11 protein-coding genes are annotated in these 13,275 nt (G+C 63.5%); 7 read left to right on the top strand and 4 right to left on the bottom strand.

The window, feature by feature from the left end; genetic code table 11:
* Nucleotides 1-8: 8 nt before the first annotated feature.
* Nucleotides 9-1,007, bottom strand: a complete 999-nt coding sequence (locus tag POF53_RS19030) for a bile acid:sodium symporter family protein (protein WP_498968983.1) — start codon at nt 1,005-1,007, stop codon at nt 9-11.
* A 139-nt stretch (nt 1,008-1,146) separates the two neighbouring features.
* Here POF53_RS19030 and ampC point away from each other — a divergent pair, with 139 nt between their 5' ends.
* From ampC to POF53_RS19000, 6 genes are all read left to right on the top strand, one after another.
* Entirely contained in the window at nt 1,147-2,286 is a 1,140-nt protein-coding gene (gene ampC, locus POF53_RS19025; protein WP_475858844.1) for a class C beta-lactamase, read from the top strand.
* Nucleotide 2,287: 1 nt separating this feature from the next.
* A complete protein-coding gene (locus tag POF53_RS19020) occupies nt 2,288-2,911 on the top strand; it encodes a glutathione S-transferase family protein (protein WP_232855573.1) in 624 nt (207 codons plus the stop codon).
* A 307-nt stretch (nt 2,912-3,218) separates the two neighbouring features.
* Nucleotides 3,219-3,551 (top strand): hypothetical protein, encoded by a 333-nt coding sequence (locus POF53_RS19015; RefSeq protein WP_186714050.1) that lies wholly within the window; start codon nt 3,219-3,221, stop codon nt 3,549-3,551.
* A 138-nt stretch (nt 3,552-3,689) separates the two neighbouring features.
* A complete protein-coding gene (locus POF53_RS19010) occupies nt 3,690-4,469 on the top strand; it encodes a DNA/RNA non-specific endonuclease (protein WP_232855574.1) in 780 nt (259 codons plus the stop codon).
* 112 nt (nt 4,470-4,581) lie between these two features.
* A complete protein-coding gene (locus tag POF53_RS19005; RefSeq protein WP_232855575.1) occupies nt 4,582-5,586 on the top strand; it encodes an AAA family ATPase in 1,005 nt (334 codons plus the stop codon).
* Nucleotides 5,583-6,221 (top strand): HNH endonuclease, encoded by a 639-nt coding sequence (locus tag POF53_RS19000; protein WP_232855576.1) that lies wholly within the window; start codon nt 5,583-5,585, stop codon nt 6,219-6,221. The genes POF53_RS19005 and POF53_RS19000 overlap by 4 nt, the downstream gene beginning before the upstream one ends.
* Here the strand turns inward: POF53_RS19000 and POF53_RS18995 are convergent.
* Both POF53_RS18995 and POF53_RS18990 read right to left on the bottom strand, forming a co-directional pair.
* Nucleotides 6,190-7,566, bottom strand: coding sequence for a hypothetical protein (locus tag POF53_RS18995; protein ID WP_232855577.1), 1,377 nt, complete (start codon nt 7,564-7,566; stop codon nt 6,190-6,192). The genes POF53_RS19000 and POF53_RS18995 overlap by 32 nt on opposite strands.
* 6 nt (nt 7,567-7,572) lie before the next feature.
* Nucleotides 7,573-8,904 carry an McrB family protein gene (locus tag POF53_RS18990; RefSeq protein WP_232855578.1) on the bottom strand — a complete coding sequence of 444 codons (1,332 nt, stop codon included), beginning with the start codon at nt 8,902-8,904 and terminating at the stop codon, nt 7,573-7,575.
* Nucleotides 8,905-9,260: 356 nt separating this feature from the next.
* Here POF53_RS18990 and POF53_RS18985 point away from each other — a divergent pair, with 356 nt between their 5' ends.
* Nucleotides 9,261-10,595, top strand: a complete 1,335-nt coding sequence (locus tag POF53_RS18985) for an MFS transporter (protein ID WP_232855579.1) — start codon at nt 9,261-9,263, stop codon at nt 10,593-10,595.
* 130 nt (nt 10,596-10,725) lie between these two features.
* On the opposite strand, the gene katG is transcribed toward POF53_RS18985, so the two are convergent.
* Nucleotides 10,726-12,972 carry a catalase/peroxidase HPI gene (katG, locus tag POF53_RS18980; RefSeq protein WP_232855580.1) on the bottom strand — a complete coding sequence of 749 codons (2,247 nt, stop codon included), beginning with the start codon at nt 12,970-12,972 and terminating at the stop codon, nt 10,726-10,728.
* Between the last annotated feature and the right edge of the window lie 303 nt (nt 12,973-13,275).

The following is a 13,275-nucleotide window of genomic DNA, read 5'->3' as shown; positions in this document are numbered from 1 at the left end:
GATGATCCTTACAGCGAGGCGCGCACCTCAGGATGCCCCTCCTCCACCCGCGCCGCATACCGCTGCGCCAGCACCGCGCAGACCATCAGCTGGATCTGATGAAACAGCATCAACGGCAGGATCATCGCCCCAATGCCGCCCCCCACGAACAACACCTGCGCCATGGGCACGCCTGTCGCCAGACTCTTCTTGGAACCAGCAAACAGGATGGTGATGCGGTCCTCGACATTGAATCCCAGCAGCCGCCCGAGCAAGCGCGTGCCCAGCAACACCACCGCCAGCAGGATACCGCACACGGCGAACAGCCCGGCCAGGTGCTGCGGCGACACCGTATGCCACAGACCGGTGACCACCGCTTCACTGAAGGCGGTGTAAACCACCAGCAGGATCGAACCCTGGTCCACCACCTTCAGCCAACGCGCATTGCGCTTGACCCAGGCGCCGATCCAGCGGCGGGCGACCTGCCCGGCGACGAAGGGCACCAGCAACTGCAGGGTGATCTTCAGCACCGCGTCCAGCCCGGAGCCGGTGTCGCCCGAGGCGCCCAGCAACAGCATCACCAGCAGCGGCGTCAGGAAGATCCCCAGCAGGCTCGAGGCCGCCGCGCTGCAGATCGCCGCCGGCACGTTACCCCGGGCCAGCGAAGTGAAGGCGATGGCCGACTGCACCGTGGCCGGCAAGGCGCACAGGTACAGCACGCCCAGGTACAGCTCGTTGCCCACCAACGGCACGAACAGCGGCTTGAACGCCAGGCCCAGCAACGGGAACAGCACGAAGGTGCAGGAGAACACCAGCAAATGCAGGCGCCAGTGACCGGCACCGGCGATGATCGCCTCGCGCGACAGCTTGGCGCCATGCAGGAAGAACAGCAGGCCGATGGCCAGGTTGGTCAGCCAGCCGAACAGCACCGCCCCCTCGCCGGAGCACGGCAGCACGGTGGCGATGAACACCACCCCGAGCAGGGCCAGGGTAAAGTTGTCGAACAGCATCCGTAGATATCTCATCACAGTTTCCGTCTTGTCTTTGTGCAAGCCTGGACGATAAGGTCTTGGCCCTTGTGCCGCTAACGCCGGAACCCCTGTCGGTGTCGCCCAACGGACACCTCGCTTCGCCACGCCCCTGATCCACGACAAGGAACGCCCCACCATGAAACGCCCCCCACGCCTGCTGCTGGCCGCCACCCTGATGCTGGCCGCGCCGCCGCTGCTGGCCAACGACCTGCAAGCCACCGTCGATGACGTGATCCCGGCGCTGATGCGCGAGCGAGGCATCGCCGGCATGGCCGTGGCGGTGTATGCCAACGGCCAGTCGCATTACTTCAACTACGGTCTGGCCGACAAGGCCAGCCGCCAGGCAGTGAGCCGCGACACGCTGTTCGAGGTCGGTTCGGTGAGCAAGACCTACACCGCTACCCTCGCCGCCCTGGCCAGCGCCGAAGGCAAGCTCGACTTGCAGGCCCCTGCCAGCCGCTACCAGCCGGCCCTGGCCAAAGCCTCGATCGGCAGCGCCAGCGTGCTGGAACTGGGGGCCTACAGCGGCGACTGCCTGCCCTTGCAGTTCCCCGATGAGGTGCAGACGCCGGCCCAGACCCTGACCTGGTTCCAGCACTGGCAACGCCGCTTCGCGCCCGGTACCCACCGCTGCTACTCGAACCCCAGCCTGGGCCTGTTCGGCGACCTCGCGGCCCGCGCCCAACAGCGGCCGTTCGCCGAACTGATGACCCAACAGGTGCTGCCCCGCCTTGGGCTCAAGCACACCTATCTGGAGGTGCCGGCCAGTGCCCGCGGGCTCTACGCACAAGGCTACGACGCCAACGACAAGCCGGTGCGGGTCAACCCGGGCCCCTATGCCGAGCAGGCCTATGGCATCAAGACCAGTGCCAGCGACCTGCTGCGCTATGTGCAGTTGCAGCTGCAACCGGACACCCTCGACCCGGTCATGCGCAAGGCCATCGCCATCACCCAGTCCGGTTACTTCCAAGTCGGCGCGATGACCCAGGGTCTGGGCTGGGAGCGCTACCCCTACCCGGTCAGCCTCGACACCCTGTTGGAATACAACGGCGACAAGATCATCCGCGGAGAAAACCCGATCCAGGCGCTGAACCCGGCGCTGCCCGCCGAGCCTGCCGCCTGGTACAACAAGACCGGCGCCACCGGCGGCTTCGGTGCCTACGTGGCATTCGTGCCGTCCAGGCAGATGGGCATCGTGCTGCTGGCCAACCGCAACTACCCCAACGAAGAACGCGTGCGCGCCGCGCAACGCATCCTTTCCAGCCTGGAGCCGTGACATGCTGAAGATCCTTGGCAAGGCCTCGTCGATCAACGTACGCAAGGTACTGTGGACCTGCGCCGAACTGAACCTGCCGTTCCAGCGCGAAGACTGGGGCAGCGGCTTTCGCACCACCGACACGCCCGAGTTCCTGGCGCTGAATCCCAACGCCATGGTGCCGGTGATCGTCGATGGCGACTTCGTGCTGTGGGAGTCCAATACCATCCTGCGCTACCTGGTCAACCAGTACGACGGCGAGGCGCTCTACCCCGGCGCCCCCCGCGCCCGCGCCGCGGTGGACCAATGGCTCGACTGGCAGGCCACCGACCTCAACGACGCCTGGCGCTACCCGTTCATGTCGCTGGTGCGCCAGTCGCCGGCGCACCAGGACCCCGCGCTGCTGGCCGCCAGCAGCGCCCAGTGGACGGCCAGGATGCGCCTGCTCGAAGCACGCCTGCAGGCCACCGGCGCCTATGTCGCCGGCGACGCCTTCAGCCTCGCCGACGTGGCCATCGGCCTGTCCCTCAACCGCTGGCGGCGCACGCCCCTGGAGCACCCCGAGTTGCCGGCGCTGGAGGCCTATCATGAGCGGCTGCGCCAACGCCCCGGCTACCTCGAGCACGGCGACAACGGACTGGCGTGACAGAACCGGCAGGATTGTCCGACAAGATGTAGTGAGCAAAAATAATCACTACAAACCTGTTGACGCCCTTCCCGCGCCTTGTGCATGATGAGGCCGTCTCCCCGATCGGGAGCGGTGGCAAGGGTGTTCCAGACGGCCTGCGCGGTAACGCAGGCCGTCCGTGGAGAGGGAAACTGCCCAGAAGGCAGCGTGAGAAAGCCCCTGTTGCGATGCTGCTGTAGCAGCCTTGGTTAGCGCGCTACATGGTGTGGCGCCGAATGTGAACTTCAGCCGAACTTCACCAACGAATGAGAGTAATGGGGGCTTTATGATGAACTTGAACAACAATCCAACCATCGACCAATTGGCCCGGCTGTTCGCCGCACGCAAGGACAGCCTCGACGACCACCTGCTGTGGGTCAGCCAGTCCGGCGAGGTCCGTCTGGATCGCCTGCCGCCGAACACGGTTGAAGCCGAATTCGAATCGCACATGCCCAGCATGCGCGCCCGCTTCAAGGTCTACCGCCGTGGCCAGGGCTACGTCGGCAGGAAGGCCGCCGCCGACACTTCCTTTGTCGGTCGCGTGCTGCAGACCCTGCAACAAGAATGGCCCGCCGCCCGCGAGCGGCAGGCAATCAAGGTGATCGACTCGCTGAACTGAATGCCTCGGCAGTCCACCGTTGCTTGAGCCCGGCCCGCAAAGGCCGGGCTTTTTCATGCCTGATGGCCAGCCCTTTCACAGGCAACCGATCCGCAGACTGTTGTACCATCCCGCGCCTTTGATCAAGGAAGACGCGCCATGCGCCGTTTGCTGTTCCTGCTGTTGCTCCTCAGCCTGACCTCCTGCGCCCCGCGCCTGCCCTCCCCGCCGCCTCCCGAACCCGCCGCCCCGCCCCTCACCCTGCTCGATCACGGCCGCTTCCGGCTCTGGTACGACTGTCAGCGCGGCGAGCCGCACCGCTTCGCGTTCACCCTATGGAAAGACCAGGGCCATTTGCAGCGCATCGACAACTTCCGTATCGACCGTAGTCTGCCCGAGGGCTGCAGGGGTCAGTTCTCGGCCAAGGCTTACTCGACTCCCAAGGGTTACCACCGCGGACACCTGGCGGCCAACAATCATTTCGACGACGACCGCGTGGCGATGGATGCCTCCAACCTGATGAGCAACATCGTTCCGCAACTGGCTTCACACAACAGCCGCACCTGGTACCAGACCGAGCTGCTCACCGAGTGCTACCGCGACCTGCACCCGGTGACGGTGATCGGTGGCGTGGTGTTTGGTCATGCCGGCGCGGCACTGGACAACGACGCCTTTGTCACGTCCCACGGCATTGCCACGCCCGAGGTGTTCTGGAAGGTGCTGCTGACCGAGGATGACCAGGGCAAGCCCCAGGTCATCGCCTGGTGGATCCCGCACCAGGCCGGGCTGGGCACCGACCTCGACCCATACCTGCGCAGCGTTCGTGAAATCGAGGCGTTGCTCGGCCCGGGCGAGGCACCGATAGAGGTGCCGGAGGCCCTGAAAGACCAGCGCCCGGTCCAGACTTGGCCAATACCGGCCGGCTGTGATCGACAATAAACCGGTCGACGGACAGGCTTGAGGGAGGCAAGAAATGGCGTAAAGCCATCACTCAACGTATGCTGCCCGCTCGCGAACGGCCCCGATTGCCGATCCCAGGAAAGGATTCTCCATGCGTACCCGACTGCACGACTTCGACTACGATTGCCCCCTCTCGATCCTCATCGGCGAAAACGGCAGTGGCAAGAGCCAGGCCCTTGCGGATATTGCCGAGGCCTACATCAGCAAGAACCGCACGGTCATCGCCATTGCCAACTGCCCGTTCGACAAGTTCCGTGACAAGGGCAAACGCTACTTCTTCATGGGTGGCCGCTATGGCCAAACCTTCCTCTCGATCGCGCTGCAACGTGTCATCGCGTCGATCAAGGAACCTTCCGATACCCGTTTTCTGATCGGTAAGGTACTTGAGCGCCTGGGATATGAGCCTCGCATGGGCATCTGCCAGGAGAACGCCAAAGCTCGAATCGACTGGTTCGACCTAGGAAGCAGCCAGTCTTCCGAGAGTCTCTCGCGGTATTCGGACAAAGGGGCGTGGACACTCAATCTGTACAAGGACGAACTACGCAACTGGCCGGCGATATTCCTGCACAAGGGCAACGAACAATTCCCGCTGGAGCAGGCGAGCTCCGGTGAGATCCAGTTGATCACGACCCTGGCCTTCATTGCTTCCCACATCGACAAAGATGCGGCGATCCTGATCGACGAACCGGAAAACAGTCTTCATCCACGTTGGCAGCATGACTACATCAAGAGGCTGTTCGACCTCTTTCACTACCACAGGCCCAGGGTGGTCATCGCAACCCACTCACCGGTCATGGTCACCACCGCGCCCCACGCCGAAATGCCCTGGCAGGCCTATGCCGTCAAGGACAACGCCCCCCGCCCCCTGGACTGTGGCGACGAAGGCATGGAGCAAGTGCTATGGGACGTGTTCAGGATGCTGACGCCACGCAGCGCTTTCCTGTCCCACCATATGACCACCCTGCTGCACCGCCGGCAGCAGGGCATGCTGACTGAACAGTTGTTCCACCGTGAGTTCGATGAATTGGAAGCCGCCGCCGCACATGACGGCAAGCAACTGCTGCTGATTCGCAAGGCGAGGATGCTCGTATCATGACCACATTCACCTACACGATGGATGAGCACCTGAGTATCGCCAGGGCACTACAGGTCGGCACCAGACCTCGCCCTTCGGCCAGAGAAATCTGGGAATCCGCCCATGTAGCACCGATCAAGCGACGGCTCAAGGCGCACAAACGCCGTGAACAAGGCGAGCGCTGCTGTTATTGCCAGAGACCTATTGGCGGCGAGTACAACATGGTGCTGGATATAGAGCATGTATTGCCAAAGAGCCAGTTCAATCATTGCATCTTCGACCTGCCGAACCTGGCGGTGGCATGCGCCAAATGCAACAGGAAGGTCAAGCGCGCACGACTGGACTTCATTGACCCGGCATTGCTGCGCATCCCCAGAATGCACAAGAGCCTACTGTTCAACCCGGATCATTACCGCATTGCTCACCCGAACCTGACCGATGCCTACAAGCATCTTTCCATAAACGTTCACCTGGTCGGACGGAGCACCTTGTTTCACTACGACCTGATCACCCCCATGGGCAAATACATGTACGACTTTTTCGAACTCCATGAGTTCGAGGCCGAATCCATCAGCCACGCCCAGGGCATACCCGCCCCGGTGAACGAAGACCTGCACGAACAGATCAAGGCAATTGAGCGGGAGATCTACGGTTGAACGCAGCGGCCTCGCTGCGCAGCGCCATCGACTGGTAAAGACTCGCGTAGCGTTCCAGCAAGACCCTGGTTTGCAGCAAGTGCACGGACAATGGCGGGTCCCAGGCTGGGGTCGCTTCCAGTGCATGCACCTCGAAGGCGCGACCCGGCAGCCACATTTCCAGGGCAATGGGCGGTTCGCCCGACGCAGTCGCGGATAGATGACAGCGCAGCAGCAAAGCGTAGATTTCCAGGTTGGTGAAGTCCCGTTCCTCCTTGGTCGGTGGCTCGTCCTCTTTCTCCTTCGGCCGCTGCCAAAGGGGTTGCGGGTAATACTTGAAGTCGACCACACGCCACCGCTCGCCAGCGTTCACCACCAGGTCGGGGCGCCGATGCAGATGGTTGCGCGAGAACACCAAGCGCTGCGCCTTTCGCCAGCGCGCCATGTCCCTGGGACCGCACACCCCGCGTGGCAGATGTTCGAAGTCACAGTTGTGGATGGTGGTGTCGGCATTTTCGGCCAAGGCATGACACAGGCACATCGACTCCCATACCGCCCAGAATCCTTGAACGCCCCAAACCAGGCCAGGTGACTGCTCCACGCTGCTCGCACCCTGCAGGTAGCGCGCCAGGGCATCATGCAACCGGCAGTAGGTGGCATCCCTTGGCGCGGCCTGGCGGTCGATTCGCCACAACAAGTGGCTAAGCCGCTCGCGGCAGTGCTTGATCTGCTCGGCATCACCCAGGTAGAGCGAGTCGTCTGCCGCCAGGTAGCGGTGCTGGAAGTCCTCCGCCAGGGCGATTCCATCACGGAAGAAACTGCCCCAGGCGCACTGAAGGTCCACCTGCAGCAGGTGCTGGTAGAAGTCCCGTGCCAGAAAACAATAGAGCCCCACGATTGCCTGTTTGCCCAGGCCCATTGTCCGACGCATGCCTGGTACCCGGTCCAGATACGGGATGTCGCCTTCGTCGAAGAGCGCACGGGACAGGTACCGGTCGAGTCGCTGGACGTCCTGAGGAGACGTCATGCCAGGATGCGCATGCAAGGACACTATGCTGCGAGGGTCCACCTCATCGAACAGCTCGTCGAATGCCAGCATGTCGACAAACCCCGCCCCCTTGCCCGCTGCCTGCGCGCCACCTTTGCCATGCCGCTCCACGCCATCCCTGGCCGCCATGATGCGCTCGCCATGTCCGGTGCGGCGAAACACGGCAAACATGCGGTAAAGCAGCGAAAAGACTGCGGTAGGTGATAACCCGCTGCAGTCGAGACCGTGAGGCACCTTGAGCAGAGTGCGTCCTTCGGCGCTCAGGAACAGGCCAATGTCCTTATCGCCTTCGACGATTTCAAGCGCTTCGCATAGCATCCTGGCTCAAGACTCCTCGCCTTTGGCATTGGCTGAAGGAGGCTTCATCAGGTTGTCGAAGAAGGTATCGAGACGATCAACGAACTGGTCGAACGTGCGCAACGTCTGTCGATTCATGCCGACCAACTCTGCAAGAGGCGTCTTGTCGCGCGCGTAGACATTGTCCCAAAGGTAGAGGCACAACTTGCCGGCGATATCGGCTCGCTGAATACAAGGCTCATCGACTTCCGCCTCCAACTCCTGCAGCGCATCCAGGAACTTCAGGATGGTGAGCCCTTCACTACCGGCGTCCGCCTTGGTCAGGTAGTAGGGATAAATGCCGCTGCCTTCGGAAAGAATGGCCTTGAACTTGCGTTTTGCGCCCACATCGTAGCCGGCCAGTTTCAGGATCCTGTCCTGCGTCGCCTTGCTGCAGTTTCTGGTGAATGCCAAGACGTTGTTTTCGAACGACGCACTGTTATCACCTCCGGCCCCAGACTCCGTGACGCTATTGGCAAGCGATCGCAGCCTGTGCCAGGCATCTGCGTCCTGAAGCTCGTGTACCTTGCCTTTGCGGGGCGGGCGCGCCTTGATGAACCATGGCCCGACCAGCTTGTCATCCAGTTGGGGCGCCGTGCAGGTCTCGCGGATGAAGTCATTCAGCACCTTGAGAAATGCCTCCCAACGAACCGGTTCGGCCGACGGAATCAAGGCATCGGCCTGGATGCGTTCCTCATCCGACTCGCCCAGGTGGACCCGACAAAACTCGAAATGCCAGCGGCGCTTGAATGCCGAGTCCATGAAGAAGATCGATTCGTCACTGGTGTTCATGGTGCCGATCATGTGCAGGTTCGGCGGCAACATGAGCCGGTTGTGCTCCAGGCCCTCGCGCAGTTTCTGCTGCAGAATGCTTTGCGTGGTAGTGACAGGCCCCATTGAAACCTTCAATGCCGAGCAGATCACCTCAGATACGGTGATCGAATAGCTCGACCATCCCTCATCGTCCCTGTCCAGCAATTGGAAGATATCGCCGAAGATCTCAGCGCAGTTACCCCGGTTGATCTCGTCGATCAACAACATCACCTTACCGGGCGTTTCTTTTTCCAACTCGGCATACGCACGCGTCAGCGCCTGGATCAGCGGGCCGGCATGCACCCTGTACTCGATCCGATGGTCAGCGTTAGTCAGGGGAAGCACCCGGGCGACGAACTCGCCATAGCTGTACTCAGGATGAAAGGTAACAGGGATGATGTTCTGGTCGACGGCACCCAGCTCGTCAGCCTTGTACTTGCGGGCGCGATGACTTTTGCTGGTGCCCGGAGGACCAAACAGAATCAATTGATGGGGAACTGATGCCATGTCGACCTCTTTCCATGAGTAGATGGCCCCCCCCAGAAACCTGTCAGGCTGACCAGAAATAGATTGCCCGCCAAATTACCATCAAAGTGCCACCAACCAAACCCATCAGGCATCCGCAATTCGCCCCCTAGAGCGCTCGCGCGCCCCTTAACGGCCCTTTCATCGACCTTTCGGGCGAGAACCGATGCAAGTGCTCCGGCCGCTTTGCCCCCCAGGTGTGGTCGTAACGGATAACCCGATGTCGTCTACGACAAAGCCTCCACCTCTTGCCGCTTGTCTACTGGCCCCAGAACAACGACGGCGCGCCCCGAATGAGCCGCACCGGCCCAGGCTGCCCAGCGCAACGGAGAGCATCCATGTCCATTCCCCATGAGGTCCCGCCCGCCACCTTGCGGCGGGTGATCGTCGCCTCGGCCATCGGCAACTTCGTCGAATGGTTCGACTTCGCCGTCTACGGTTTTCTCGCCACCTTGATCGCCAGCCAGTTCTTCGCCAGCGAAGACGCAGGCGTCGCCCTGCTCAAGACCTTCGCCGTGTTCGCCGTGGCCTTCGCCCTGCGCCCGCTCGGCGGTATCGTGTTCGGCGCGCTGGGCGACCGGCTCGGACGCAAGCGCATCCTGTCGCTGACCATCCTGCTGATGGCCGGCTCCACCACCCTGATCGGCCTGCTGCCGACCTACGCCAGCATCGGCGTGCTGGCCCCGGTACTGCTCACCCTCGCCCGCTGCCTGCAGGGGTTTTCCGCGGGCGGCGAGTATGCCGGTGCCTGCGCCTACCTGATGGAGCACGCGCCACGGGGCCGGCGGGCGTTCTATGGCAGCTTCGTGCCAGTCTCGACATTCAGCGCCTTCGCCTGCGCGGCGGTCATCGCCTACGGCCTGGAAGCCAGCCTCACGCCCGAGGCGATGAATGCCTGGGGCTGGCGCGTGCCGTTCCTGGTGGCCGCGCCCCTGGGCCTGGTGGGCCTGTACCTGCGCTGGCGCATGGAGGAGACCCCGGCGTTTCGCCAGGCGCTGGCCGAAGGCAAGGCCCACGCGCACTCGCCGCTGGGCGACACCCTGCGCCACCACGGCCGCACCATCCGCAACCTCGGCGCGTTCATCTCGCTGACGGCGCTGTCGTTCTACATGTTCACCACCTACTTCGCCACCTACCTGCAGACGGTCGGCCACCTCAGCCGCGCCCAGGCGCTGCTGGTCTCGACCGTGGCCCTGCTGTTGGCCGCCGCCGGCTGCCCGCTGGCGGGTGCCTTCAGCGACCGCGTCGGCCGGCGCCGGACCATCGGTTTCACCTGCCTGTGGGTGATGCTCGCGGTGTTCCCCGCCTACTGGCTGGCCAGTTCCGGTTCGCTGTCGGGGGCCTTGCTGGGGGTGATCCTGCTGGCCATCGGCGCGCTGATGAGTGGCGTGGTCACCGCCGCGCTGCTGTCGGAATGCTTCCCCACCCGCAGCCGCTACACCGCCTCGGCGATCACCTACAACGTCGCCTACACCCTGTTCGGCGGCACCGCGCCGCTGGTGGCGACCTGGTTGATCGAACAGAGCGGCAGCCGCCTGGCACCGGCGTTCTACCTGGTAGTGATTGCGTTGCTGGCATTGGTGGGTGGGTTGGCCTTGCCGGAAACCTCGCAGGCTTCATTGCATGAGGGCACCCCAGGCAACGATCAGCCTGGGGTGTCGCAGGACCTGTAGGTGATAGCCCTGGGGCTTTTCGTGGGAGCGGGCTTGCCCGCGATGATGGCCTGAACGGTTGATGGCCTCATCGCGGGGCAAGCCCGCTCCCACAAGCCCGCTCCCACGAAACGACGCCCCAGGCCTTTCCTCAGGCCAGGTCGAAGCGGTCCAGCTCCATGACCTTCACCCACGCCGCCACGAAGTCCTTGACGAACTTGTCCTTGGCATCGCTGCTGCCATACACCTCACTCAAGGCACGCAGTTGCGCATGGGAGCCGAACACCAGGTCGACCCGGCTGGCGGTCCATTTCACCTGGCCGGTCTTGCGATCACGGCCTTCAAACGCTTCGTTGTCCGCCGAGGTCGGCTTCCACTCCACGCCCATGTCCAGCAGGTTGCGGAAGAAGTCATTGCTGAGCACGCCGACCTTGTCGGTGAACACGCCGTCCTTGCTGCCGCCATGGTTGGCGCCGAGCACCCGCAGGCCGCCGATCAGCACGGTCAGCTCCGGTGCGGTGAGGGTCAGCAACTGGGCCTTGTCCAGCAGCAGCTTCTCGGCCTTGACGCTGTAGCGGGCCTTGCTGAAGTTACGGAAACCGTCGGCCAGCGGTTCAAGCACGGCAAACGACTCGACATCGGTCTGTTCCTGCGAAGCATCCACGCGCCCCGGGTGGAACGGCACGCTGATGTTGTGCCCGGCATCCTTGGCCGCCTTCTCCACCGCCGCGCTGCCGGCCAGCACGATCAGGTCGGCCAGGGAGATCTTGTTACCGCCCTCGCCGCGGATCTTCTCCAGTGCCGTCAGCACCTTGTCCAAGCCCTGGTTCGCCGTCCAGCCGTTCTGCGGAGCCAGGCGCAACCGCGCGCCGTTGGCGCCACCGCGCTTGTCGGAACCACGGAAGGTCGAGGCCGAGGCCCAGGCGGCGGAAACCAGTTCAGGGACACTCAGCCCCGAAGCCAGCACCTTGGCCTTGAGCGCGGCGATATCGGCGTCGCTCGGTTGCGGTCCTGATTTGGGCAACGGGTCCTGCCACAGCAACTCCTCGTTGGGCATTTCTGGCCCTAGGTAGCGGGCCAACGGGCCCATGTCACGGTGGATCAGCTTGTACCAGGCACGGGCGAAGGCGTCGGCAAGCTGGTCGGGATTGTCCTTGAAACGCCGGGCGATGGGTTCGTAGACAGGGTCGAAACGCAGCGCCAGGTCAGAGGTGAGCATCGAGGGCGCATGTTTCTTGCCCGGGTCGTGGGCATCGGGCACGGTCCCCGCACCCTTGCCGTCCTTTGGCCGCCACTGGTGGGCACCCGCGGGGCTCTTGGTCAGTTCCCACTCGAAATTGAACAGGTTGTTGAGGTACTCGTTGCTCCACTTCGTCGGGGTCGACGTCCAGATTACTTCCAGACCGCTGGTGATAGTGTCGCCGCCCTTGCCGGTACCGAACTTGTTGCTCCAGCCCAGGCCCTGCAGCTCCAGACCTGCGGCTTCCGGCTCGGCGCCGACATTGTCGGCAGGGCCGGCACCGTGGGTCTTGCCGAAGGCGTGGCCGCCGGCAATCAACGCCACGGTCTCTTCATCGTTCATGGCCATGCGGCCAAAGGTCTCGCGGATGTCCTTGCCGGACTTCACCGGGTCGGGCTCGCCTTCCGGGCCTTCCGGGTTGACGTAGATCAGGCCCATCTGCACGGCGGCCAGCGGGTTTTCCAGGTTGCGCTCGGCCGACAGGTCGCGGTTCTGTTCCTCGCCATGCTTGGCGGGCTCGGCCACCAGGTCGCCCTGGCCCGGCGGCTGAGCCTTGACCTGGTCCTTGCCGTAACGGGTGTCACCGCCCAGCCAGACCTTCTCCGAGCCCCAGTACACGTCTTCGTCGGGTTCCCACACATCGGCGCGACCACCGGAGAAGCCGAAGGTCTTGAAGCCCATGGATTCGAGGGCGACGTTGCCGGTGAGCACGATCAGGTCGGCCCAGGAGATCTTGTTGCCGTACTTCTGCTTGATCGGCCACAGCAGGCGCCGGGCCTTGTCCAGGCTGACGTTGTCCGGCCAGCTGTTGAGCGGGGCGAAGCGCTGCTGGCCGGAGCCGGCGCCGCCACGGCCGTCACCGATGCGGTAGGTGCCGGCGCTGTGCCAGGCCATGCGGATGAACAGCGGGCCATAGTGGCCGAAGTCGGCCGGCCACCAGTCCTGTGAGTCAGTCATCAAGGCGGTCAGGTCATTTTTCAGGGCCTGGAAATCGAGACTCTTGAACGCCTTGGCGTAGTCGAAGTCCGGGTCCATGGGGTCGGACTTGCTGGAGTGCTGGTGGAGGATCTTCAGGTTGAGCTGGTCAGGCCACCAGTCACGGTTGCTGGTGCCGCCACCGGCGGTCTGATGGAACGGGCATTTCGATTCGTTCGCCATCTGCTTCTACCTTTTGGGTCGGTTCAATTCAGATTTCCGGGCGTTCTTGTATTTTCGTTGCCAGGTGTTGGAACGGGTGCGCCCGAAAGCGCGCCCACTCCTCATCAGTGTGGCCGGGCACGGCGGTGCACCGGCTTTTCGCGGAACCAGCAGAAAGACTAGCCGAGCTTGGGCAGAGGTCTAATAGAGGCGCTATTGGGGGGTGATAGCCTTGCTCTGTCAGCATTGCAAAACGTGTCGCGGGGGGGGGGGCGCCCCCCCCCCCCCCCCGGGGGGGGGGGGGGGCCCCCCCCCCCCCCCCCC

It is taken from the genome of Mitsuaria sp. RG (genome assembly GCF_028369275.1).
Classification (GTDB): domain Bacteria; phylum Pseudomonadota; class Gammaproteobacteria; order Pseudomonadales; family Pseudomonadaceae; genus Aquipseudomonas; species Aquipseudomonas peradeniyensis.
Note: the sequence above shows the minus strand (reverse complement) of the source record. Positions and strands in the feature narration are given on the sequence as shown.

Bases quoted from the DNA above. Each gene is read 5' to 3' on its own strand.
- ampC (WP_475858844.1), top strand. From the start codon at position 1,147: ATGAAACGCCCCCCACGCCTGCTGCTGGCCGCCACCCTGATGCTGGCC.
- POF53_RS19020 (WP_232855573.1), top strand. From the start codon at position 2,288: ATGCTGAAGATCCTTGGCAAGGCCTCGTCGATCAACGTACGCAAGGTA.
- POF53_RS19015 (WP_186714050.1), top strand. From the start codon at position 3,219: ATGATGAACTTGAACAACAATCCAACCATCGACCAATTGGCCCGGCTG.
- POF53_RS19010 (WP_232855574.1), top strand. From the start codon at position 3,690: ATGCGCCGTTTGCTGTTCCTGCTGTTGCTCCTCAGCCTGACCTCCTGC.
- POF53_RS19005 (WP_232855575.1), top strand. From the start codon at position 4,582: ATGCGTACCCGACTGCACGACTTCGACTACGATTGCCCCCTCTCGATC.
- POF53_RS19000 (WP_232855576.1), top strand. From the start codon at position 5,583: ATGACCACATTCACCTACACGATGGATGAGCACCTGAGTATCGCCAGG.
- POF53_RS18995 (WP_232855577.1), bottom strand. From the start codon at position 7,566: ATGCTATGCGAAGCGCTTGAAATCGTCGAAGGCGATAAGGACATTGGC.
- POF53_RS18990 (WP_232855578.1), bottom strand. From the start codon at position 8,904: ATGGCATCAGTTCCCCATCAATTGATTCTGTTTGGTCCTCCGGGCACC.
- POF53_RS18985 (WP_232855579.1), top strand. From the start codon at position 9,261: ATGTCCATTCCCCATGAGGTCCCGCCCGCCACCTTGCGGCGGGTGATC.
- katG (WP_232855580.1), bottom strand. From the start codon at position 12,972: ATGGCGAACGAATCGAAATGCCCGTTCCATCAGACCGCCGGTGGCGGC.